Origin of the sequence: Citrobacter sp. Cb031, assembly GCF_030336725.1 — a bacterium.
GTDB classification, from domain to species: domain Bacteria; phylum Pseudomonadota; class Gammaproteobacteria; order Enterobacterales; family Enterobacteriaceae; genus Citrobacter; species Citrobacter braakii.
On sequence record NZ_JAOWDA010000034.1, the window covers coordinates 514,217 to 535,780 of the forward strand.

The 21,564-nt window shown below is 54.3% G+C and carries 21 protein-coding genes and 1 pseudogene; 6 read left to right on the forward strand and 16 right to left on the reverse strand.

What is annotated here, in order from left to right; translation table 11 throughout:
• Nucleotides 1–9: 9 nt before the first annotated feature.
• The 3 genes and pseudogenes from fdnH to OGV93_RS18900 form a co-directional block, all read left to right on the forward strand.
• A complete protein-coding gene (fdnH, locus tag OGV93_RS18890; protein WP_016156544.1) occupies nucleotides 10–894 on the forward strand; it encodes a formate dehydrogenase N subunit beta in 885 nt (294 codons plus the stop codon).
• Nucleotides 887–1,543 carry a formate dehydrogenase-N subunit gamma gene (fdnI, locus tag OGV93_RS18895; RefSeq protein ID WP_016153106.1) on the forward strand — a complete coding sequence of 219 codons (657 nt, stop codon included), beginning with the start codon at nucleotides 887–889 and terminating at the stop codon, nucleotides 1,541–1,543. The genes fdnH and fdnI overlap by 8 nt, the downstream gene beginning before the upstream one ends.
• A gap of 129 nt (nucleotides 1,544–1,672) precedes the next feature.
• A pseudogene (locus tag OGV93_RS18900) lies at nucleotides 1,673–2,273 on the forward strand (inorganic diphosphatase); the annotation flags it as partial.
• Between the two features lie 70 nt (nucleotides 2,274–2,343).
• Here OGV93_RS18900 and OGV93_RS18905 read toward each other — a convergent pair.
• From OGV93_RS18905 to sra, 3 genes are all read right to left on the reverse strand, one after another.
• On the reverse strand, nucleotides 2,344–4,059 hold the full coding sequence (locus OGV93_RS18905) for an ABC-F family ATP-binding cassette domain-containing protein (protein ID WP_080858778.1): 1,716 nt from the start codon (nucleotides 4,057–4,059) through the stop codon (nucleotides 2,344–2,346).
• Nucleotides 4,060–4,368: 309 nt separating this feature from the next.
• A complete protein-coding gene (gene maeA, locus OGV93_RS18910; protein ID WP_016153104.1) occupies nucleotides 4,369–6,066 on the reverse strand; it encodes a malate dehydrogenase in 1,698 nt (565 codons plus the stop codon).
• Between the two features lie 179 nt (nucleotides 6,067–6,245).
• Nucleotides 6,246–6,386: a stationary-phase-induced ribosome-associated protein gene (sra, locus tag OGV93_RS18915; protein ID WP_006684530.1), complete on the reverse strand. Its 141-nt coding sequence runs from the start codon at nucleotides 6,384–6,386 to the stop codon at nucleotides 6,246–6,248.
• 227 nt (nucleotides 6,387–6,613) lie between these two features.
• Between sra and OGV93_RS18920 the strand changes: the two genes are divergently transcribed.
• Complete coding sequence (locus tag OGV93_RS18920; RefSeq protein ID WP_016156542.1) at nucleotides 6,614–7,045, forward strand: OsmC family protein; 432 nt, start codon at nucleotides 6,614–6,616, stop codon at nucleotides 7,043–7,045.
• 47 nt (nucleotides 7,046–7,092) lie between these two features.
• Here the strand turns inward: OGV93_RS18920 and OGV93_RS18925 are convergent, their stop codons facing one another.
• From OGV93_RS18925 to OGV93_RS18950, 6 genes are read right to left on the reverse strand one after another with little or no spacing between them, the layout of a single operon-like run.
• On the reverse strand, nucleotides 7,093–7,863 hold the full coding sequence (locus OGV93_RS18925) for a 3-hydroxybutyrate dehydrogenase (protein ID WP_287109974.1): 771 nt from the start codon (nucleotides 7,861–7,863) through the stop codon (nucleotides 7,093–7,095).
• An 11-nt stretch (nucleotides 7,864–7,874) separates the two neighbouring features.
• Nucleotides 7,875–9,269, reverse strand: coding sequence for a GntP family permease (locus OGV93_RS18930; RefSeq protein ID WP_196615732.1), 1,395 nt, complete (start codon nucleotides 9,267–9,269; stop codon nucleotides 7,875–7,877).
• A gap of 43 nt (nucleotides 9,270–9,312) precedes the next feature.
• Nucleotides 9,313–10,236: a 3-hydroxyacyl-CoA dehydrogenase family protein gene (locus tag OGV93_RS18935; RefSeq protein ID WP_016156540.1), complete on the reverse strand. Its 924-nt coding sequence runs from the start codon at nucleotides 10,234–10,236 to the stop codon at nucleotides 9,313–9,315.
• Nucleotides 10,226–11,431, reverse strand: a complete 1,206-nt coding sequence (locus OGV93_RS18940) for an acetyl-CoA C-acetyltransferase (RefSeq protein ID WP_016156539.1) — start codon at nucleotides 11,429–11,431, stop codon at nucleotides 10,226–10,228. The genes OGV93_RS18935 and OGV93_RS18940 overlap by 11 nt, the downstream gene beginning before the upstream one ends.
• Nucleotides 11,432–11,441: 10 nt before the next feature.
• Nucleotides 11,442–12,098, reverse strand: a complete 657-nt coding sequence (locus tag OGV93_RS18945) for a CoA transferase subunit B (protein ID WP_103847926.1) — start codon at nucleotides 12,096–12,098, stop codon at nucleotides 11,442–11,444.
• Nucleotides 12,099–12,100: 2 nt separating this feature from the next.
• Nucleotides 12,101–12,808, reverse strand: a complete 708-nt coding sequence (locus OGV93_RS18950) for a CoA transferase subunit A (protein WP_016153096.1) — start codon at nucleotides 12,806–12,808, stop codon at nucleotides 12,101–12,103.
• 142 nt (nucleotides 12,809–12,950) lie between these two features.
• Between OGV93_RS18950 and OGV93_RS18955 the strand changes: the two genes are divergently transcribed.
• Entirely contained in the window at nucleotides 12,951–13,841 is an 891-nt protein-coding gene (locus OGV93_RS18955) for a LysR family transcriptional regulator (protein WP_016153095.1), read from the forward strand.
• A gap of 28 nt (nucleotides 13,842–13,869) precedes the next feature.
• Here OGV93_RS18955 and OGV93_RS18960 read toward each other — a convergent pair whose 3' ends face one another.
• Genes OGV93_RS18960 through OGV93_RS18990 form a run of 7 tightly spaced genes read right to left on the reverse strand, consistent with a single transcriptional unit; the run spans nucleotide 13,870 to nucleotide 20,787 of the window.
• Entirely contained in the window at nucleotides 13,870–14,805 is a 936-nt protein-coding gene (locus OGV93_RS18960) for an ABC transporter ATP-binding protein (RefSeq protein WP_016156538.1), read from the reverse strand.
• Entirely contained in the window at nucleotides 14,798–15,784 is a 987-nt protein-coding gene (locus OGV93_RS18965) for an ABC transporter ATP-binding protein (protein ID WP_287109976.1), read from the reverse strand. Before OGV93_RS18965 ends, OGV93_RS18960 begins: the two co-directional genes overlap by 8 nt.
• Complete coding sequence (gene ddpC, locus OGV93_RS18970; protein ID WP_016156536.1) at nucleotides 15,781–16,677, reverse strand: D,D-dipeptide ABC transporter permease; 897 nt, start codon at nucleotides 16,675–16,677, stop codon at nucleotides 15,781–15,783. The genes OGV93_RS18965 and ddpC overlap by 4 nt, the downstream gene beginning before the upstream one ends.
• Nucleotides 16,674–17,696: an ABC transporter permease gene (locus OGV93_RS18975; protein ID WP_016153091.1), complete on the reverse strand. Its 1,023-nt coding sequence runs from the start codon at nucleotides 17,694–17,696 to the stop codon at nucleotides 16,674–16,676. The genes ddpC and OGV93_RS18975 overlap by 4 nt, the downstream gene beginning before the upstream one ends.
• Before the next feature lie 44 nt (nucleotides 17,697–17,740).
• Nucleotides 17,741–19,303, reverse strand: a complete 1,563-nt coding sequence (locus OGV93_RS18980) for an ABC transporter substrate-binding protein (RefSeq protein ID WP_287109978.1) — start codon at nucleotides 19,301–19,303, stop codon at nucleotides 17,741–17,743.
• A gap of 15 nt (nucleotides 19,304–19,318) precedes the next feature.
• Nucleotides 19,319–19,906: a D-alanyl-D-alanine dipeptidase gene (gene ddpX / locus OGV93_RS18985; protein ID WP_109017775.1), complete on the reverse strand. Its 588-nt coding sequence runs from the start codon at nucleotides 19,904–19,906 to the stop codon at nucleotides 19,319–19,321.
• A gap of 14 nt (nucleotides 19,907–19,920) precedes the next feature.
• Nucleotides 19,921–20,787: a MurR/RpiR family transcriptional regulator gene (locus OGV93_RS18990; RefSeq protein ID WP_016153088.1), complete on the reverse strand. Its 867-nt coding sequence runs from the start codon at nucleotides 20,785–20,787 to the stop codon at nucleotides 19,921–19,923.
• Between the two features lie 400 nt (nucleotides 20,788–21,187).
• Between OGV93_RS18990 and hdeB the strand changes: the two genes are divergently transcribed.
• Complete coding sequence (gene hdeB / locus OGV93_RS18995) at nucleotides 21,188–21,517, forward strand: acid-activated periplasmic chaperone HdeB (RefSeq protein ID WP_003019999.1); 330 nt, start codon at nucleotides 21,188–21,190, stop codon at nucleotides 21,515–21,517.
• The last annotated feature ends 47 nt before the right edge of the window (nucleotides 21,518–21,564 follow it).

The following is a 21,564-nucleotide window of genomic DNA, read 5'->3' on the forward strand; positions in this document are numbered from 1 at the left end:
GGCGAACATATGTCTATGGAAACGCAGGACATCATCAAACGGTCCGCAACAAACGCCATCACGCCGCCGCCTCAGGCCCGTGATTACAAAGCTGAGGTCGCAAAGCTGATCGACGTTTCCACCTGTATAGGCTGTAAGGCCTGTCAGGTGGCATGCTCAGAGTGGAATGATATCCGCGATGAAGTCGGCCACTGCGTCGGGGTGTATGACAACCCTGCCGATCTTAGCGCCAAGTCCTGGACGGTGATGCGGTTTACCGAAACCGAACAGAACGGCAAGCTCGAGTGGTTGATTCGTAAAGACGGCTGTATGCACTGTGAAGATCCGGGCTGCCTGAAGGCATGCCCGTCTGCCGGGGCTATCATCCAGTACGCCAACGGGATTGTTGATTTTCAGTCAGAGCACTGTATTGGCTGCGGCTACTGTATTGCCGGGTGTCCATTTAATATTCCGCGCCTCAATAAAGAGGATAACCGCGTGTATAAATGTACGCTGTGTGTGGACCGCGTCAGCGTCGGGCAGGAGCCTGCCTGCGTGAAGACCTGTCCGACCGGGGCAATCCATTTCGGTACCAAGCAGGAAATGCTGGAAATGGGCGAACAGCGAGTGGCAAAACTGAAAGCACGTGGTTATGAACATGCCGGTGTCTACAACCCGGAAGGTGTGGGTGGCACGCACGTGATGTACGTTCTGCATCATGCCAACCAGCCGGAGCTGTATCACGGCCTGCCGAAAGAACCGCAGATCGATACCTCTATCAATCTGTGGAAAGGGGCGCTGAAACCACTGGCCGCTGCCGGATTTATCGCCACCTTCGCCGGACTGATTTACCACTACATTGGTATCGGTCCGAATAAGGAAGTGGACGACGACGAGGAGGATCATCATGAGTAAGTCGAAAATGATTGTGCGCACGAAGTTTATCGACCGCGCCTGTCACTGGACGGTGGTGATCTGCTTCTTCCTGGTGGCGTTGTCGGGGATTTCGTTTTTCTTCCCGACTCTGCAATGGCTGACGCAGACCTTCGGTACACCGCAGATGGGGCGCATTTTGCACCCGTTCTTCGGACTGCTGATCTTCGTGGCGCTGATGTTCATGTTTGTACGCTTTGTTCACCACAACATCCCGGATAAAAAAGATATCCCGTGGCTGAAAAATATTGTGGAAGTGCTGAAAGGCAATGAACACAAAGTGGCGGACGTGGGTAAGTACAATGCCGGACAGAAAATGATGTTCTGGTCGATCATGAGCATGATTTTCGTGCTGCTGATTACCGGCATCATTATCTGGCGTCCGTACTTTGCGCAGTTCTTCCCGATGCAGGTCGTGCGCTATAGCCTGCTTATCCATGCGGCTGCGGGGATTATCCTGATGCACGCCATCCTCATCCACATGTATATGGCATTCTGGGTGAAAGGATCGATTAAAGGCATGGTCGAAGGGAAAGTGAGCCGCCGCTGGGCGAAGAAACATCACCCACGCTGGTATCGCGAAGTTGAACGACAAGAAGCGAAAAAAGAGAGCGAGGAAGGGGTTAACTAACTCCTGACGTGCCCTGATCGTAATGGCGCTACACCAGTAGCGCCATTTTTTTGCCAAAAAAATGTCATGTTTTTGTCATCTGCTGAACGTAAGGTATTGTCTTTCCAATAATAGAAGAGTTAAAAGACAATGCATCTGGTGAAAAAATTACTCGCAGTCAGCGTGTTTCTTTGTGCGTCCGCTCAGGCGCAGAACATCCTCGAATTTCCTCAGCCAGAAAATAACCCGGAAGAGTTTTATGCCGTAACCGAAATCCCGGCAGGTGGAATGATTAAATATGAAACCGACGCCAAAACCGGTTTTATCGTGGCCGATCGCTTCCAGTCAATGCCGGTTGCCTATCCCGCCAACTACGGTTCACTAACCCAGTCTTTAGCTGGTGACGGCGATCCGCTGGATGTTATCTTTTATACCCGCGCGCCGCTGGCCCCGGGAACGTTGATTAAGCTGCGGGCTATAGGCGTACTGAAGATGATCGACGGCGGTGAAAAGGACGATAAAATTGTCGCCGTTCCGGCCAGCAAAATTGACCCCACTTATGACAACATCAAAGAGTTAAGCGACCTGCCCAAGATTGAAGTTCAACGTCTGGAATCTTTCTTCCGCGTATACAAAGATCTGCCGGAAGGGCGCAAGAAGGTCGAATTAAACGGTTTCAATGACGCCGCTACGGCAAAGCAAGAGATCAAGCAGGCCTGGGATGCCTGGAAAGAGAAAAAACCGCAATAACAAAAGATAAGCCGGATGACGGGCCTACACGCGCATTTTGCTGATGTAGGCCTGCCATCCGGCAATACGGTTTACTCCAGTTGTGAGTTCAGGCGCTCAATCTCCTCACGCCATTGCGCCTGTAACAACGGCTTTTGATGTTTCGGCTTGCGGGCAAGATCGTCAGCCAGACGCTGCTCCAGCTCAAGAAGTTGTTCCAGCAATCCATCGCTGTCACCGCTTATTTCGGCTCTTGCATCGACCACCGTTTTTGGAACGGTTATCTCCGAGGATGTTTCCCGAATACGCGCATTGACCGCGTCCAGATCGTGCCATTCACTGAGTTCGCCCTTGTCGATCAACCAAAACCGGTTACAGCTTTGGCTAATAAGCTGACGGTCGTGACTGACCAACAACACGCCGCCGTTATAGCTTTGCAGCGTTTCTGCTAACGCCTCTTTACCTTCCAGATCCAGATGGTTGGTCGGTTCATCGAGCATCAGCAGGCTGTAGCGCGCAAGCGTTAGCCCAACAAACAGCAGCCGGGAGCGCTCACCGCCGCTTAGGGAACTGATCCGCTGCGCGTGACGAACCCACGGAAAACCCGCGCTAATCAGCGCCATTTTGCGGATATCAGGCTGCGGAGCAAACGGCTCCAGCGCGTCAAATAACGAATCGTTATCTGCGAGTTGGTGCAGCGTCTGGTCGTAATACCCCAACGTAACGCGCGGGTGCAACACCAGTGAAGGTGATGCCAGTTGTGAGTGAAACTGTTGCCAGATAAGCCTTAACAACGATGATTTCCCGCAACCGTTGCGCCCGACAATCGCCACGCGATCGCCGCTTTTTAACCGGAGACCGGCAATGGAAAACAGCGTATCGGCGTCGGGAGCAGGGGCTACGGACAGATTAGTCATCTCCAGCAAACGATCCGCACGCAGGGCATCTCCCTGCAATGTTAGTGTCCACTGACTTCCTGACGTCACTTCAGTCTGTACCTCTTTCAGGCGCTGTACCTGCTTTTCCATCTGCTTGGCCTTGCGGGAAAGATCTTCGTTGTCGTAGACCCGCCCCCAGGTAGCCAGCCGTTTGGCGCTGGCGGTCACCCGGTCTATCTCCTTTTGCTCAGCCTTATGGCGCAGAGCATCGCTGATGTCTCTTTCTGCCAGAGCCTGACGCGCCGCGCTACAGGGCAGATCGAAGGCATGAAGAGTTCGATCGCGCAGGATCCAGGTTCCGTGAGTCACCGCGTCTAACAGCTGCGGGTCGTGGGAAACCACCACAAAACTGCCAGACCAGTTTTGTAAGAACTGTTCCAGCCACAGTAATGTTGGCAGATCCAGGTGGTTACCCGGCTCATCCAGCAGCAGCAGGTCAGGGTTTCGCATCAGCGCCCGCGCCAATAACAGACGCGTGTGTTGGCCGCCGCTCAGCGTGTGTGCTGTCAGAGATAAATTCTCCGGCGTGAACCCCATTTCGGCGAGCAGTGCTTCAACTCGCCACTGCTGACCTGCGCGTTCATGCTCGGGCAGTTGAGCCAGAACAGCTTCCTGCAGCGTGAGCGGCAATATTTCGTCAGGCAGATGTTGTTCTACACGGGCGAGATGGCAGTGATTTGCCTGCGCGATAACCCCACTGGTCGGCGAAATTGTGCCATCGAGCAGTTTTAACAGCGTGCTTTTGCCGCAGCCGTTGTAACCGATAAGCCCGATGCGGTCGCCTTTTTTCAGGGTAAAGGAAAGATCGTCGAATAGCGTGCCGAATGCCGTATCAACGTGTAAGGATTGTGCGGTTAGTAATGTGCTCATTGTTGCTTACTCAAGAGTTACAGGCGTAAAAACGCCTCGTCAAACATCGCTGACGATAACCCGGTAAGCCCGAGAGAAGGGGATTTAGAAGTTAGCTTCGCTCAAGCAGAAGTTATCGCAGCACGATACCGATAACGCTTGAGCACTGGCGATCGCCAAAAGCATGTGAAACGATAAAACGTTCACAGTACAGCATAAGTATCCTCCTTTTGTTATTCAGAATGTTAATCGGTAGCGAAAGTGTAATCGTAAGTCACGCAGTCGCGCAAGTTCTGAGCGCCCGGCAGCAGAGTGCCGCCGGGCAAACCGTCAGATAGAGGTACGACGGTAGTCGCGGTATTCTGCCTGCCAGAAGTTATCGTCAATCGCCTGTTGCAGCGCTTCGGCGGAGGTTTTCACCGCCACGCCTTGCTGCTGGGCCATTTTACCGACGGCAAACGCGATGGCGCGGGAAACGGTCTGAATATCTTTCAGCTCAGGTAACACCAGTCCTTCGCCGTTGAGCACCAGCGGTGAATACTGCGCCAGCGTTTCACTGGCTGACATCAGCATTTCATCGGTGATACGCGATGCGCCAGAAGCAATTACCCCCAGACCAATACCCGGGAAGATATAGGCGTTGTTACATTGGGCAATGGGATAGATTTTCTCTTTCCACAGTACCGGTGCAAACGGGCTACCGGTCGCAACCAGCGCGTTACCCTCGGTCCAGGCGATAATATCCTGTGGCGTGGCTTCTACGCGGGAAGTCGGGTTAGACAGCGGCATGACGATCGGACGCGGGCAATGCTTATGCATTTCGCGAATGATCTCTTCGGTAAACAGGCCAGTCTGTCCGGAAACACCAATCAGGATGTCCGGCTTAACGTTGCGTACCACATCGAGTAACGACAGCACATCTTCTTGCGTATCCCAGTGCTGCAGATTTTCGCGTTTTTGCACCAGTTTGGTCTGGAAAGAGAGCAGGTTCGGCATCTTATCGGTTAACAGGCCGAAGCGATCGACCATAAACACGCGTTGACGCGCCGCTTCTTCGCTTAAACCTTCACGCTGGATTTGCGCGATGATCTGCTCGGCAATTCCGCAACCGGCGGAACCTGCCCCGAGGAAGACAATGTTCTGTTCGCTTAACTGGCTACCGGCCGCACGGCTGGCCGCAATCAGCGTGCCAACGGTTACCGCAGCGGTACCCTGAATATCGTCGTTAAACGAGCAAATTTCATCGCGATAGCGGGTCAACAGCGGCATGGCGTTTTTCTGTGCGAAATCTTCAAACTGCAACAGCACGTCCGGCCAGCGATGCTTCACAGCCTGGATGAATTCATCGACAAATTCGTAGTATTCATCATCGGTGATACGCGGATTACGCCAGCCCATATACAGCGGATCGTTGAGCAGTTGCTGGTTGTTGGTTCCGACGTCCAGTACCACCGGCAGGGTGTAGGCCGGGCTGATCCCACCACACGCGGTATACAGCGACAGTTTACCGATTGGAATACCCATCCCGCCGATCCCCTGATCGCCAAGACCCAAAATACGTTCCCCATCGGTGACAACGATGACCTTGATATTGTGGTTAGGAACGTTTTGCAGGATATCGTCCATATTGTGGCGGTTCTGATAAGAGATAAACACGCCGCGCGCGCGACGATAAATCTCGGAGAAACGCTCACAGGCCGCGCCAACCGTTGGGGTATAGATAACCGGCATCATCTCATCAAGGTGATTATGCACCAGCCGGTAAAACAGGGTTTCGTTGGTGTCCTGGATGTTGCGCAGGTAAATATGTTTATCGATTTCGGTTTTGAATCCCTGATATTGGATCCAGGCGCGTTCAGCCTGTTCTTCAATCGTCTCGACCACTTCCGGCAGTAACCCCAGCAGGTTGAAGTTACGGCGTTCTTCCGCACTGAAAGCACTCCCTTTATTCAGTAAAGGGAATTCCAGCAGAACCGGGCCAGCGTAGGGGATGTAAAGGGAACGCAGTTTTTTAGTTTCGTTTTCCATGTCACTCACTCTTTTTTGAATAACCGTCCCTGGCACTCTTTATGATCGTATGTGGCCTGTCCGCCAGGGAAACGGCCGAAGTATAAAGCATTGTGAATGGGTTAAGGGGTTTTATAAGCAAAAACACCACTGCGGTTGCAATGGTGTTTATCTCGTTATTCAGTCAGACGTGCGAAAGGCTATTTGCCGTCAGCGCGGCGCTTTCTTCCGGTAGGATTATTGACCACGTTGGTTTTGTCACCTTCGGTCACGACTTTGCGTTGATTTGAGATTTTGTGGTCCAGTCCGAGAATATGACGGGCCTGACGGTTCGATTTCATTCTAACTCCTTAATCCTGTTACTGGTTTCAAGGGCGAGTCCGTATGAGAACGGACGAAATACAACCTGATAGAAAGCCGATGTTAAAAATAGCGGCTTTCTGGATGGTCGGTCATTTCAGCTGAAAGGTCAATGCTTAAGCGGCAAATGAGAACTATCCCGTATGTGCCATGCTTTTTCTCAGCCGTCCTATACTTGTAACTCCAACGACAACACAGGAGAACGGTAATGACTATCCATAAGAAAGGTCAGGCACACTGGGAAGGCGACATTAAGCACGGTAAAGGTACCGTATCGACCGAAAGTGGGGTGTTGAATCAGCAACCCTATGGGTTTAACACCCGATTTGAAGGGGCGAAAGGCACCAATCCTGAAGAGTTGATTGGCGCGGCGCATGCAGCCTGCTTCTCAATGGCGCTTTCGCTCATGCTGGGCGAAGCGGGTTTTACCCCAGATGCCATTGATACCACTGCCGATGTTTCTCTGGATAAAGTGGATGCCGGATTTGCTATCACCAAAGTCGCGCTCCACAGTCAGGTGAGCGTCCCGGGGATAGATGCCGCCACGTTTGACGGCATCATCCAGAAAGCAAAAGCCGGCTGCCCGGTATCACAGGTACTGAACGCGGAAATTACGCTGGATTATCAGTTAAAATCGTAAAGAAGGTGTGCCGGATGCGACGGGGTCTTATCCGGCACCAGATGTCTTTATTGCGCCACCCAGCCGCCATCCATATTCCACGCCACACCACGCACCTGCGACGCCCCGTCTGAGCACAAAAATAGCGCAAGCTCACCCAACTGTTGCGGCGTGACGAATTCGCGCGACGGCTGTTTTTCCGCCAGCAGGGCGTCACGCGCGGCGTCAGGCTCAGCGCCTTCGGCAATACGTTTATCGATTTGCTGCTGGACCAACGGCGTAAGCACCCAACCGGGGCACAGCGCATTGCAGGTGATACCCGTCTGCGCGGTCTCCAGCGCAATGGTTTTGGTTAATCCCACCACGCCATGCTTCGCCGCCACATAGGCGGATTTCTCTTTTGAGGCCACCAGGCCATGAACAGAAGCGATATTGATGATGCGTCCCCAGTTACGCGTACGCATGCCGGGAAGCGCCAGGCGCGTGGTGTGAAAGACAGAAGAGAGGTTAATGGCGATGATCGCGTTCCATTTATTAACCGGGAAGGTCTCCACCGGTGAAACATGCTGGATCCCGGCATTGTTGACCAGAATATCCACACCGCCAAATTCGCTATCGGCATAGCGCAGCATGTCGGTAATTTGCGCTTCATTGCTCAGGTCCGCGCCATGATAGCCCGGCGTTTTGCCATATTGTGCAATGGCATCTTTGGCGGCTTCCACATCACCAAATCCGTTAAGGATCAGGGTAGCGCCCGCTTGCGCCAGTACCTGTGCGATGCCTAATCCAATACCGCTGGTAGAGCCGGTAACCAGAGCGGTTTTTCCCGTTAAGTTCATGATGATTCTCCTTAAACAATTCCGGTGGTGTAGAAGACGCCGATAACAAACAGCACGGCCAGACTTTTAATTACGGTAATGGCGAATATCCCGCCGTACGCCTGACGATGGCTAAGACCGGTTATGGCCAGCAGGGTAATGACCGCACCGTTATGTGGCAGGGTATCCATACCACCACTGGCCATTGACGCCACGCGGTGGAAGACCTCGAGGGGAATATTGGCGGCATGGGCGGCGGCAATAAAAGTGTCAGACATGGCGGCGAGGGCAATACTCATCCCGCCAGACGCCGAGCCGGTGATCCCGGCAAGCGTGGTGATGCTGATAGCCTCATTGAGCAGCGGGTCGGGAATGGCTGCCAGCGCTTTTGACAGCACGAGGAAACCTGGCAGGGCGGCGATCACTGCGCCAAAACCGTATTCTGATGCGGTGTTCATGGCCGCGAGGATCGCGCCGCCAACCGCCGTTCGGCTCCCTTCCGCCAGGCGACCTTTAATGTTGCGATAGCCGAAGAGCACCACCAGCAGGATCCCAGAAATCAGCGCCGCTTCTACCGCCCAGATAGCGGTGATTTTACCGACTTCGGTGGTAATCGGTTTGGCAAGGCCCGGAAGTTCCAGTTGATGCGTAGCGCCATACCATTGCGGGATCCAGTGGGTAAATAGTAGGTTAAAAACGCCAACCAGGATCAGCGGAGAGATAGCAATTATCGGGTTCGGCAGGTTAATGTTATCCGGCGTTTCCGGCTCGTTTAACAGTTCAGTGCCGTACCCTTCATTCTTTGCCTGCGCTTTACGACGCTGGCGCTCGAGATAAACCAGACCGACAACGATGATAAACAGAGAGCCGATCAAACCCAGCCAGGGAGCGGCCCAGGCGTTAGTTCCAAAGAAGCTAGTCGGAATAATGTTCTGGATCTGCGGCGTGCCTGGCAGAGCGTCCATGGTGAAGGAAAACGCGCCCAGCGCAACGGTGGCCGGGATCAGGCGCTTCGGAATATTACTCTGACGGAACAGCTCCGCTGCAAATGGATACACCGCAAATGCCACCACGAACAGCGATACGCCGCCGTAGGTCAACAGTGCACACACCAGCACAATCACAGGGATGGCGTGACGACGCCCGAGAATGTTGATGGCGGCGGCAACGATGGAGCGAGAAAAACCCGATAACTCGATTAACTTGCCAAACACAGCGCCCAGTAAGAACACCGGGAAGTAAAGCTTCACAAAACCGACCATTTTCTCCATAAACAGGCCGGTGAAGGCAGGGCCGACGGCGCTGGGTTCGGTGAGCAATACAGCACCTAATGCCGCGATGGGGGCAAACAGGATGACGCTATATCCGCGATAGGCTGCCAGCATCAGCAGGCCCAACGCTGCCAGGGCGATTAATACACTCATCATGACTCCTCAATATCATTGTTATAGTGGGGTACAGAAAGAGAAGTTACGGTTTCAGGGCAAAGCGCAGCTGATGCTCTCTGCGTTGCTGGATATATTCCTTGCGCGAATCATCCCAGCGATAAAATCCCTGACCGCTGCGCAAACCGGTATCACCGTTAGCCACCTTGTCAGCGACCAGAGACATCATGTCGCTCCCGGTTGCCAGCTCCGGTAGCAGATGCCGACAAATGTCCTGTACCGTAGAAAGTCCGGTCATATCCGCCGCCTCCAGCGGACCGACCATCGCATAGCGACGACCGAGCGAGGCGCGCATTACCTGATCCACCACCTCTGCGCTGGCGATCCCGCTTTTTACGATATGCAACGCTTCACGCAGCAGAGCAAACTGCAGGCGATTACCGACAAACCCCGGCGCGGCGCGGTCGAGCACAACGGCTTCCAGCTGCATCGAAAGCAGCAGCTGTTGCAGTTCCTGCAGATATTCCGGCTTCGTGGCCGTGCCGGGTACAATCTCAACCAGTGGAATAAAATGCGGCGGGTGCCAGAAATGGGCGATTAACAACCGCTCAGGATGGGCGAGCTTTTCTGCCAGCGCATCCGGCGGCAGGCCGCTGGTGTTACTGGCAATGACGGCCTCAGGCGCGATCAATGCTTCCAGTTGCGCATACAACGCGTGCTTGAGTTCGAGTCGCTCCGGAATGGCTTCGATCAGTAACCCGCACGCGGCGATATCGTGCAGCGAGGTAGTACCATGCAGACGACTCACAGCCTGTGCTTTGTCGCCTGCAGGAAACTGTTCGGTGGCAATCAGTTCATCCAGAATACCGCTGGCAACTGCGCCAATGTCTGCAATACGGTTGCTATCGGTGTCGTACAGCCAGACATCGTGACCATAACGGACGAAGTGGGTGGCAATACCGACACCCATTAAACCCGCGCCCAGTACGCAGATATGCTTACTTTTCATGAGATACCTCCTGCGGGCGCTCAACCGCCAGTGCCACCCCCTGACCGCCGCCTACGCACAGCGTAGCCAGCCCTTTGGCGGCGTTACGGCGGGCCATTTCGTGCAGCAAAGTCACCAGAATTCGGCAACCTGACGCCCCAATGGGATGGCCCAGCGCAATCGCGCCGCCGTTTACGTTCACCCGATTGCTGTCCCAGTTCAGGGATTCGCCAACCGCCAGCGCTTGCGCGGCAAAGGCTTCGTTGGCTTCAATGAGATCGACATCATTCAACGTCCAGCCAGCTCGCTTCAGGCACTGAAGTGATGCCTCTACCGGCCCAATGCCCATAATCGCAGGGTCGACGCCGGAGACGGCGTAACCCGCCACTCTGGCAAGAACCGGCAGATTGAGTTCTGCTGCTTTGGCGGCGCTCATCAACATCACCGCGGCGGCGCCATCGTTGATTGAAGAGGCATTCCCGGCGGTCACCGTGCCGTTACCAGGGCGAAACGCTGGTTTGAGCTGCGCCAGCTTTTCAGCCTGCGTATCCGGACGAGGCTGTTCGTCACGATCCACGACACGCGGCGGTTTTTTGCCCTGTGGGACGCTGACTGGCGTGATTTCCGCGCTAAAACGACCGGCTTCAATGGCGGCGGCCGCTTTTTGCTGTGAGCGCAGGGCAAAGGCGTCCTGCTGCTCGCGACCGATCACGAACTTATCCGCCAGATTTTCCGCGGTAATCCCCATGTGATAGTCGTTAAACGCATCCCACAGACCGTCATGCACCACGCTGTCTTTCATGCTGGCATGACCGAGCCGCAGTCCCGCCCGGGCGCCGTCGAGGAAATAGGGCGCATTGCTCATGCTCTCCTGCCCACCGGCAATCACAATTTGCGCATCGCCGCAGCGAATCGCCTGGACCGCCTGATGCACCGCCTTCATGCCCGAGCCGCACACCAGATTCAGGGTTAACGCGGGCGTGGTGACCGGCAGTCCTGCGCGTAACGCCGTTTGCCTGGCAGGGTTCTGGCCGCAGCCTGCCGTCAGAACCTGGCCGAAGATCACTTCATCAATTTGCTCAGGTGCCACGGCGGTTTTTTCCAGCAGCGCACGGATCACCACTGAACCTAGTTCAACCGCGGAAAGCGGCGCCAGCGCGCCATGAAAACTGCCAATTGGGGTGCGCGTCGCCGCGACAATAACAACATCCTGCATGGTCAGCTCCTCAGCTAAAGTGCATTTCGGGGACATTTTCGGGAACGATCAGCTTGCCGGCGGTTCTGGAGACAATCTCATCCACGCTGATACCCGGCGCTCGCTCGCGCAGAATGAACGCCCCATCGGCAATCTCCAGCAGCGCCAGATCGGTAAGCACACGTTTAATACAGGCCACGCCGGTCAGCGGCAGGGTGCAGGCGGGAAGCAGTTTCGACTCGCCGCTTTTAGAGGCATGCGTCATCACCACGATGATGTTGTCGGCTCCGGCAACCAAATCCATCGCGCCGCCCATGCCTTTCACCATTTTTCCGGGGATCATCCATGAGGCGATATTGCCGTTAACATCCACTTCAAACGCGCCGAGCACCGTCAGGTCGACGTGACCGCCGCGGATCATGGCGAAGGATTGCGCCGAGTCGAAGATTGCCGCGCCTTTGCGCGCCGTCACGGTCTGTTTCCCGGCGTTGATCATGTCAGCATCAATTTCATCTTCCGTGGGAAACGGGCCCATACCCAGCAAGCCGTTTTCCGATTGCAGCATTACGTCCATGCCTTCAGGAATGTAGTTCGCCACCAGAGTAGGAATACCAATCCCGAGGTTGACGTAATAACCGTCTCGCAGCTCGCGGGCGACACGCATCGCCATTTGTTCACGCGTTAACATGGTCAGGCTCCTTTCTGGCGCAGGGTGCGTTGTTCAATACGTTTTTCAAACTGGCCCTGGATAATGCGGTTAACGTAAATTCCGGGGGTGTGAATTGCGGCGGGGTCCAGCTCTCCGGGAGGGACAATTTCTTCAACTTCCACGACGGTAATACGCCCAGCGGCAGCCATTAGCGGATTAAAATTCTGTGCGGTGTGGCGATAAATAACGTTGCCGTACCAGTCGGCTTTCCAGCCTTTAACCAACGCAAAATCACCGGTTATCGCCTGCTCTAAGATGTAAGGGCGTCCGGCAAACTCGCGAACTTCTTTCCCTTGCGCGACCGGGGTTCCGTATCCGGTCGCGGTAAAGAATGCCGGGATCCCCGCGCCGCCCGCGCGCAGCTGCTCAGCCAGCGTGCCTTGCGGCGTCAGGATAGCTTCCAGTTCACCGCTGAGAACCTGCTGCTCAAACAGGGCGTTTTCACCTACATAAGATGCGACCACTTTGCGTACCTGGCGCGTTTCCAGCAAAACGCCAAGGCCAAAACCATCCACGCCGCAGTTGTTTGACACAACCGTAAGCCCCTGAACCTCCCGACGGCGTACTTCGGCAATCAGGTTCTCAGGGATCCCACATAAGCCAAAACCGCCCGCCAGCAGCGTCATGTTATCGGTCAGTCCTTCCAGCGCCTCTTGATAGGTGGCAACCCGTTTATCCAGTCCAGCCATACACTTGCCCCTCCTGTTGTCCTTGCCGACATCATTGGGGGTGAAAAATGATTTGTTAATTTTAAATTTGTGACTCACTCATTGGGTTTTTTTATCAATTTAATGTTAATTAAAGGTATTCAACAAGTTAAAGGAATGCGAAATGGGAATGAGCATCAAACAGTTACGCGCGTTTTTAGCGGTAGCTCACACTCTGAATTTTGCTCATGCCAGTGAAAGACTGAATATGTCGCAACCCGCTTTAAGCCTGGCGATTAAAGGACTGGAGGATTCACTGGGCGGGGCGTTACTGTTGAGAACCACCCGCAAAGTGACTCTGACGCAGGAGGGGGAAACGCTGCTCAACATGGGGCGACAGCTGCTGGCGGACTGGGAGAATACGGAAGAGGCTATGCGCCAGCGCTTTACGTTGCAGCGCGGGAAAATCTCTATTGCCGCCATGCCCTCATTCGCCGCTAACGTCCTGCCATCGGTACTGAAAACGTTTCGTGATTCCTACTCCGGGATCAACGTAACGGTACATGACGTCATTAACGAACAAGTGATTGAGATGGTCAGTGAAGGGCGGGTGGAGATGGGCATCGCCTTTGAGCCGGACTCTTCAGGGCATCTGCATTTCACCCCGCTCGGCGTGGATCGTTTTATCGCGATTGTTCCGCCGACATGCAAACTGGCGGGCCGGGATCGTATTGCGTGGCGCGAATTACTGACGCTGGATTTTATCACCCTGCAACGTCCTTCCGCCGTGCGCCTGATGCTGGAAGAACAGCTGGTGCAAAGTGGGCATACGCTGGAAGTGGCGCTGGAGAGCCATCAACTGGTGACGGTTGGTCGCCTGGTGGCGAGCGGACTGGGCGGCAGCGCCGTGCCCGCATTGTGCCGCACGCAAATGACAGAGCTGGGTGCAACCTGTATCGATCTGGATACGCCGGTGATCCAGCGTCGGATCGGCGTTTTGCGTTCGGCGCATCATAAGTTATCTACCGCTTCTGAAGTGCTGGTGGATTCACTGAAAAAGGCGTATTGCACCTGACTCTCACGCAATACGCCAACCGTTCAGCTCATGCAACCGCCCGCCAGCAGCGAACTTCACCACCGCTATCACTTTTCAGCAATGCCTGTTTCTTCTCACAGCCGCTGGTTGCCAGTGGGCACCTGTCACGGAAAAAACAACCCTGGGGCAGCGTTCGGTTCCCCGGTAGTTCGGTTTTCCGTAACACCAAATCCTCCGCCAGCGGTGCTCCCGTTTTAGGGACCGAATCCAGCAATAATCGCGTGTAGGGATGGGCGGGCTGCGTGAGAACCTGCTGCGCATCACCCAGCTCAACAATTTGCCCGAGGTACATCACCGCCACGCGGTCGCTCATATGGCGAACCACCGACACGTTGTGCGAGATCAGCACGTAGGTCAGGTTCCTGCGAGCCTGCAATGACACCAGCAGATTGAGAATTTGCGCCTGCACGGAGATATCCAGCGCCGAAGTAGGTTCATCAAGCACAATCACGTCCGGCTCTGATGACAACGCCCGGGCGATGGCAATACGCTGGCGCTGTCCACCGGAAAACGCATGCGGCAGGCGGTCGAGATATTCAGGACGAATTCCCACTTGTCGCGCCAAATCTTCAGCAAGCATACGGCGCTCACGTTCTGCAGGACGTTTTTGGATCCACACCGGTTCGGTGATAATCCGCCATACCGGTAAGCGCGGATCCAGCGATGAAAGGGGATCCTGAAAGACCATTTGCATACCGGTATGCTGCTTGTCACCACGGCGCGCATAGTTGCCCTGACTGGGTTTCAGCATCCCCATCAGCAGTTGCGCCAGCGTACTCTTTCCACAACCGGACTCGCCAACAATCCCCAGCGTTTCCCCCTGACGGATCTGTAAATCCAGACCATTGAGGGCATGCACCCGTTCCGTTACCTTGCCGAGCCAGTTTTTACGCGCAGGGAAGTTGACATGAACATTCTGCAGCGCCAGTAAAAAATCAGACATGTATTGTCTCCAGTTGCGGATACCAGCAGGCAGATTGTTGATCCCCGCCTCCCTGACTGCGTAACGCAGGTGTTTCTTCACAACGGGGGCCAGCGGCAAAGCAGCGCTCGCGAAACGCGCATCCCGTCGGTAAGCAGGTTAAGTTCGGCACGGTGCCGGGAATGGCGGGCAGCAATGCGCGCGGCTCGCCGTGTTCCGGCGCGCATTTCAGCAGACCAATGGAATAGGGATGCGTCGGGCGTTGAATAACGGTTTGCGTTGGGCCACTCTCAATCACGCTTCCGGCATACATGACGTACAACCGGTCGCATAACTGTGAAACCACTGCCATATCATGGCTGATAAATAACACGGCTGTCCCGCTGGCTCGCGCTTTTAACTTCAACAAACGCAGCACCTGCAGTTGCACCGTGACGTCCAGAGCGGTGGTCGGTTCATCGGCAATGATAAGCTCCGGTTCACACGAAAAGGCCAGCGCTATCATTACGCGCTGGCGCATCCCGCCGGAAAGCTCAAACGGGAAACGCTTCATGACTTCCGCCGCATCCGGGATTTGCATCTCCTGGAGTAAAGCGATGGCTTTCTGACGGGCATCCGTGCGGCTTAACGCCTGATGATGGCGGATAACCTCCACCATTTGCTGACCGATGCGTCGGGTCGGATTCAGCGCCGTCATGGGTTCCTGAAAGATCATCGCTACGCGTGCGCCGCGCCATTGGCGCATTTGCTTCTCGCTGGCATTGAGCACATCTTCCCCCAGCAGCGAAACGCGTCCCTGGTGGATATGATAACTGCCTTCCGGCAGCAGACGCATGGTGAGCATGGCCGTCACGGACTTACCGGAACCGGACTCACCAACCACGCCAACGATTTCTCCGCGGTTGATATGCAGCGATACATGGTTAAGCGCATGCACGTCAGCTTTATAGCTGGGAAAACTCAAATGCAAATCTTCGATTTCCAGCACGGGTTGTGTCATGACTGTTTTCCTCCGGCTTTCGGGTCAAGCAGATCGCGAATACCATCGCCAAAGAGATTAAAGCCCACGGCGGTAATCAGAATGGCGGCACCGGGGAAAGCGCAATACCACCACTGATCAAGCACATAGTTACGGCCTATTGCGACCATCGCTCCCCATTCAGCGCTGGGTTGCTGTGCGCCCAGACCGATAAATCCGAGCGTGGCGGCCATCAGGATCGCACTGCCGATATCCAGCGACGCTTGCACAATTAGCGGGGGCAGAGAGTTACGTAAAATGTGCCAGCTAATCAGATGCCAGCGTGATGCGCCGTAGGTCCGCGCCGCCTGCACATAGGTAAACTGGCGCACTACTAACGTTTGACCGCGTGCGAGGCGCACATAAAACGGAATACGTACGATAGCAATCGCCAGCATGGCGTTAAACAGGCTTGGACCCAACGCGGCGGCCAGCGCCATCGTCAGCACCAGCGAGGGAATGGACAGCATAATGTCCATTATTCGCATAATAATTGCATCGGCGCGTCCGCCCATGACGCCAGACAAACAGCCCAGCAGCGAACCCAATCCCCCGGCGATACCCACCACGACCAGACCCGCAACGACCGATTGTTGGCTACCCACCAGAACGCGGCTGAACAGATCGCGGCCGACTTCATCGGTACCAAACCAGTGAGCGGCTGACGGGGGCAGCAGGCGTGCACTCAAATTGATGGCATTAGGGTCGTGAGGGGTTATCCACGGCGACAGCACCATCAGCAGCAGTATCAACACAATGATGACCCCGCCAACCAGCGTCAGCGGGCTGCTTTTCATCATCCAGAACAGTTTAGCCCAGTCCGTGCGACGGCGTGTTGTCTGAGGCGCGGCTGGCGTTTCTTGTGTGAGCATCATTGTGCGTCTCCGCGTCCAATTCGTGGATCGATCCACAAGTAGAGTAAATCCACCACCAGGTTAACCAGCACATAGGCGAAAGAGACCACCACGGCAAATCCCATTACCGCCGGGAAGTCGAGCGCCTGAATCGACGTCACCACCCAGGCACCCATTCCCGGCCAGGCGAAGACCGTTTCAGTCAGCACCGCACCGTAGAGCAGATCGCCCAATGCCAGGCCGAGAACGGTTATCGAGGGGATAAGCGCATTTGGCAACGCGTAACACAGCACAATGTACCAGCCCGGCAACCCGCTGGCGCGAGCGGTGCGAATGTAATCTTCACTCAGTTGCTCCAGCATGGCGGAGCGAATCTGGCGGGCAACGATCCCCAGGTGCACAAAGGCCAGCGTCAGTGATGGCAGGATCAGGTGCTGAAGCGCATTGAAAAAGACTTCGCCATTGCCTTCCAGCAGTGCATCAATCAGATAGAACCCGGTGACGTGAGTTGGCGGATCCAGCCAGTCATCTAAACGTCCACCGCCGGGTAAAATTTGCAGATGACCATAAAACAGCACGATAACCCCCAGCCCCAGCCAGAATGCTGGCGTGGAGATACCGGTGATTGCCATCAGACGAACGAGGTGATCAAGCCAGCGGTTGCGCCAGACCGCAGATAAAATGCCCAAAGGAATACCGATAACCAGCGCCAGCAACAAGGAGCAGAAAGCCAGCTCAAGGGTGGCGGGGAAGAAGATGCGCAGCTCATCCAGCACCGGACGTCCGGTGCGAATAGAGGTGCCTAAATCGCCGTGAAAAATGTCGCTGACATAGCGAAAAAACTGGACATACAGCGGCTGGTTCAGCCCCAACTGTTGGCGAATATTTTCGACAATTTCATCACTGGCGCGATCGCCCGCCAATAGCCGCGCGGGGTCGCCAGGTATCAGGTGCGAAATAATAAAAGTGATTACGCAAACACCGATAACCACCAGAATAAGTCCCCAGCATCGCTGGCGTAAAATGCTCCAGAACGTCATTAGCTTCCCCTTGCGGAGCCAGAGCGGCTCCGCATTAACGTGGCTTATTTACTCATGGTGGAGATATTGAAGACCTGTTCCAGCATGGGGTTGAATACAAATCCTTTGACGTCTTTGTTCATCGCCAACTGATAGTTTTTCTGGAATAAATAGACGTAGGCGGCTTCATCAATCACGATAGTTTGCGCCTGCTGGTAGTCATTGGTTCTGGCAACCTGATCGGTCGTGGCCAGCGCGCTACGCAACAGCTTATCGACCTCACCGTTTTCATAGAACGAACGGTTACCCGGCAAGCCTTTCTTATCTGACTCAAACCAGTAGTTCATAAACATGTACGGATCGGCGAAATCAGGGCTCCAGTTGCCAATGGCAATGTCGTAATCTCCTTTGCCCACGCGGTCACGCATGGTGGCGTTCGCCAGTTTTTCCAGCTTCACCTTAATGCCCAGTTTGCCAAGGCTTGCCTGGGTCGCGAGCGCGATAGGTTCCCAGTTGGGGTCATTATCCGAGTACAGGAAGCTCAGACTGTCAGGTTTGGTGGCAACTTTCTCCCACGCCGCTTTCGCTTTGGCTTCATCGAAACTGTACTGCATGGCCTTGTCGTCAAAACCCCACATGCCTTCAGGGATCGGACCTCGCATTTGCTTACCGTTGCCGCTCAGGATCCCGTTTACCATGCCTTTATAATCGGTGGCCCACGAGATGGCGCGGCGTAAATCCACCTGATTGAGCGGCGCTTTACTGTTATTCAGATACAGATAGGTCACGCGCAACGAGGGATAATCCGCCACGTTAACTTTGCCTTCCTGTTTTAAGGCGGCAAGCTGGTCAACCGGAAGCGCATCGGCAATGTCGATATCACCCCGCGACAATTGCAGACGGCGAGAGGCGCTTTCACCGATGATTTTTACCGAAACCCGCTTAAACGCCGGTTTTGCACCGGCATAATATGGGTTAGGAACCAGTACCAACTGCTGTCCCTTTTGCCAGCTTTTGAGCATGAAGGGACCGGAGCCTGCCGTATTCTGCGCCAGGAATCCGCGGGCATCGTCTGCGGCATGCTCTTTTAAGACGGCCGGGTTAATAATTGAAGCCCCGTCATTGGCCAGCGTATACAGGAACGGCGCAAATGGCTGGCTGAGGGTAAACTTCACCGTATTGTTATCGATAGCCTCGACCTTCAGATCTTTCGGGAACGCTTCTGCAGGCCCCTGGCCGATTTTGAGCAGGCGTTCAAAAGATTGCTTTACCGCATCAGCCGTCACCGGCGTTCCGTCGGCGAATTTGGCATCGTTTTTCAGGATAAACGTCCACTCTTTCTGGTCGTCAGAGGCATTCCAGCCGCTGGCCAAATCGCCTTCAACTTCCGTGGAACCTTTACCGCCATCCGTTTTGTACTGAACCAGCCGCTGATAAGAGGGATAGGTGACCGTCCAGTCGTTGTTATCGATGGTCACGGCGGGATCGAGTGTCTGCGGATCGGCAGCTTTGCCGATCACCAGCATATCTTTGGGAACGGCGGCCTGCGCAGCGGGCAGGGCAAACGCCAGCGCAACGGCTATCAGAGCGGGGCGAAAAAACGCGTTTAACGCAGGTGTAGTCTTCATAACCAGGCTCCAGAATTAAAGGGAATGTTGTGTTGTTATGGGTGTGACAGTGTAACAATCTATCTGATCGTCAAGCAGCGGATAGCGGGCGGCATCAGGTAATTCAAAATGCCACCACTCGCTGGTGATACCGACAAAACCGCCGCCAAACATAATGGCATTGAGCAGCAGGCGGTTGCGCTGCGCAGCCGGAGGAACAGAAGGGTGCCAGGCATGGGAACGGTCGTGCATCTCATCAAAGCCCGCGCCCATATCGAGAAGATTGCCACGATCGTCCATTAGCGTAACGTCAATGGCCGTCCCGCGGCTGTGATTGGATCCTATCGCCACATCAACAACATACTGAGGATCCGGACACGCATTCCACAGCACCGCCTGCGCCTGCTGCGGGCGATACGCGTCGTATACCACAAGTTTCAGGCCCGCCAGTTGCGCAATACTGATGCTTTTCGCCAGCGCAGTGACCGCGTCGGTGTGCAACAGGCAACGAGCTTCCCGGTAGATAGGGGCGCCGGTAATGTTGTCTGCCGTAGCGTATTTAAGATCGATATGCAGCGACGGGAATATCACCGACAGATCGACCAGTTCTGGGGTTTCTGACATAGCACGTTTCCTGTTTATTGTTCGAATTGACCAAATTGTTGTTGTAACTGGCGATTGGTTTGCAGGCGTTCTGCGAGGGAGTCACCCAGTTGTGCCACCACCGCAGAGAGTAATAAGTTGAACAGACAGCTCACCGGAGCCAGTGAGTCCCAGAAATGTCCGGTGTCAGTTTTCACCTGAAGTAAGTCAATGGAATAGTCTCTGGCCCACGGGCACCACACATCGGTTATTAACGCCAGCGGAATGCAGCGTTCTGTGGCAACGCGGCAATATTGTCGCGAGATAGCGGAATAGGCGCGCATATCGGTGATCACCACGTAAGGCTGGGTGAATCCTGAATTCAGCGACTCGACCCAACTGCCGGAAAGCCCTTCGGAGTAGCTGACTTTAGGCCGCAGGTATTCCAGGTGACTGAAAAAGGCGTTAGCGATCCCGCGGGTGGACTGGATCCCAAGGATATACACGGCTTCCGCATGCGCCAGCCGCTGCGCTATGCGTAAAAACGTTTCGCCTTGCGCGAGTTGATAGACATAGGTAATGGCGTCGATTTCCAGTAACAGCGACTGCTGCGCGCGATCTGGCAGGCTTTGTTGCTGGTGCCAGGAGTCCAGCCGCTCGTTCATCCCCCAGGGTTGATAGGCGACGATGGGTAGCTCCCGCAGGCTGGCTTTTGCATCTTCCAGATTGCGAAAACCCAGTTTACGCAGATAGCGTCCAACGGTAATGCCGCTGGTTCCGGTCGCTTTAGCAATACCATCCGCGGTTTCAAAAGGGATCTGCACAGCATGGGCTAACAGCCACCCGGCCACGCGCTTTTCGCTGGGCGTCAGTTGGCTAAAGGTCTGCTCTATGCGGGTAAATAACTCCGGTTTCGCTGTCATTACCTTCTCGCTGTTAATTGTTTGTCAGAGTACGGCTCACTGTTAGCAAATTAACAATGCAGGACGCGTGCCATGTTGGTAACAGCGGCACGCTGACCATTTTTGTTAAAAATCAACCCATATCCATTAACTAATGATCAACATTTGTGCAGCGTAGTTCAGTTTTGGTGCAGCGACAGGGGAAGAGGGGTATGAATCTGCTGATTTCGTCGGAACGATCACATTGTGGCCACGTTTTACGCCCAGACATCAGAATCAGTAATGTGAAATATAAATTTCAGCCATATCAATGGTGGCAATCTTTATTCTTATGACGTTAGGGGTATTATTTTTTGCGAACTACATTAACGGTTTGAAGCGCAAGTGTAGATATTATTTATATTATAAATGGAGTACTACAATGAATAAATTCTCCCTTTCTACAGCAGGTATTCTGGTCGCAGCGCTGTTAACCAGTGTCAGCGTCAATGCAGCAACTGATAACGCTAAAACTGAAGTGACTCCAAAAGGCATGAATTGCCAGGAGTTTATTGATTTGAACCCGCAAACTATGGCCCCGGTGGCTTTCTGGGTGCTCAATGAAGACGAAGATTTCAAGGGTGGCGATTACGTAGACTATAACGAAACCGTGACTACTGCAGTTCCTCTGACCGTTGAACTTTGTAAAAAACATCCGCAGAGCGAATTAAGCAAAATAAAAGACGAAATCAAAAAAGAATTATCCAAATAAGATTAAGTCATTATTAAAACCCAGCCAAAGTGCTGGGTTTTGCTATT

Excerpts from the sequence above, each read along its gene's own strand:
- fdnH (WP_016156544.1), top strand. The coding sequence starts at position 10 with ATGTCTATGGAAACGCAGGACATCATCAAACGGTCCGCAACAAACGCC.
- fdnI (WP_016153106.1), top strand. The coding sequence starts at position 887 with ATGAGTAAGTCGAAAATGATTGTGCGCACGAAGTTTATCGACCGCGCC.
- OGV93_RS18905 (WP_080858778.1), bottom strand. The coding sequence starts at position 4,059 with ATGAGCACATTACTAACCGCACAATCCTTACACGTTGATACGGCATTC.
- maeA (WP_016153104.1), bottom strand. The coding sequence starts at position 6,066 with ATGGAAAACGAAACTAAAAAACTGCGTTCCCTTTACATCCCCTACGCT.
- sra (WP_006684530.1), bottom strand. The coding sequence starts at position 6,386 with ATGAAATCGAACCGTCAGGCCCGTCATATTCTCGGACTGGACCACAAA.
- OGV93_RS18920 (WP_016156542.1), top strand. The coding sequence starts at position 6,614 with ATGACTATCCATAAGAAAGGTCAGGCACACTGGGAAGGCGACATTAAG.
- OGV93_RS18925 (WP_287109974.1), bottom strand. The coding sequence starts at position 7,863 with ATGAACTTAACGGGAAAAACCGCTCTGGTTACCGGCTCTACCAGCGGT.
- OGV93_RS18930 (WP_196615732.1), bottom strand. The coding sequence starts at position 9,269 with ATGATGAGTGTATTAATCGCCCTGGCAGCGTTGGGCCTGCTGATGCTG.
- OGV93_RS18935 (WP_016156540.1), bottom strand. The coding sequence starts at position 10,236 with ATGAAAAGTAAGCATATCTGCGTACTGGGCGCGGGTTTAATGGGTGTC.
- OGV93_RS18940 (WP_016156539.1), bottom strand. The coding sequence starts at position 11,431 with ATGCAGGATGTTGTTATTGTCGCGGCGACGCGCACCCCAATTGGCAGT.
- OGV93_RS18945 (WP_103847926.1), bottom strand. The coding sequence starts at position 12,098 with ATGTTAACGCGTGAACAAATGGCGATGCGTGTCGCCCGCGAGCTGCGA.
- OGV93_RS18950 (WP_016153096.1), bottom strand. The coding sequence starts at position 12,808 with ATGGCTGGACTGGATAAACGGGTTGCCACCTATCAAGAGGCGCTGGAA.
- OGV93_RS18955 (WP_016153095.1), top strand. The coding sequence starts at position 12,951 with ATGGGAATGAGCATCAAACAGTTACGCGCGTTTTTAGCGGTAGCTCAC.
- OGV93_RS18960 (WP_016156538.1), bottom strand. The coding sequence starts at position 14,805 with ATGTCTGATTTTTTACTGGCGCTGCAGAATGTTCATGTCAACTTCCCT.
- OGV93_RS18965 (WP_287109976.1), bottom strand. The coding sequence starts at position 15,784 with ATGACACAACCCGTGCTGGAAATCGAAGATTTGCATTTGAGTTTTCCC.
- ddpC (WP_016156536.1), bottom strand. The coding sequence starts at position 16,677 with ATGATGCTCACACAAGAAACGCCAGCCGCGCCTCAGACAACACGCCGT.
- OGV93_RS18975 (WP_016153091.1), bottom strand. The coding sequence starts at position 17,696 with ATGACGTTCTGGAGCATTTTACGCCAGCGATGCTGGGGACTTATTCTG.
- OGV93_RS18980 (WP_287109978.1), bottom strand. The coding sequence starts at position 19,303 with ATGAAGACTACACCTGCGTTAAACGCGTTTTTTCGCCCCGCTCTGATA.
- ddpX (WP_109017775.1), bottom strand. The coding sequence starts at position 19,906 with ATGTCAGAAACCCCAGAACTGGTCGATCTGTCGGTGATATTCCCGTCG.
- OGV93_RS18990 (WP_016153088.1), bottom strand. The coding sequence starts at position 20,787 with ATGACAGCGAAACCGGAGTTATTTACCCGCATAGAGCAGACCTTTAGC.
- hdeB (WP_003019999.1), top strand. The coding sequence starts at position 21,188 with ATGAATAAATTCTCCCTTTCTACAGCAGGTATTCTGGTCGCAGCGCTG.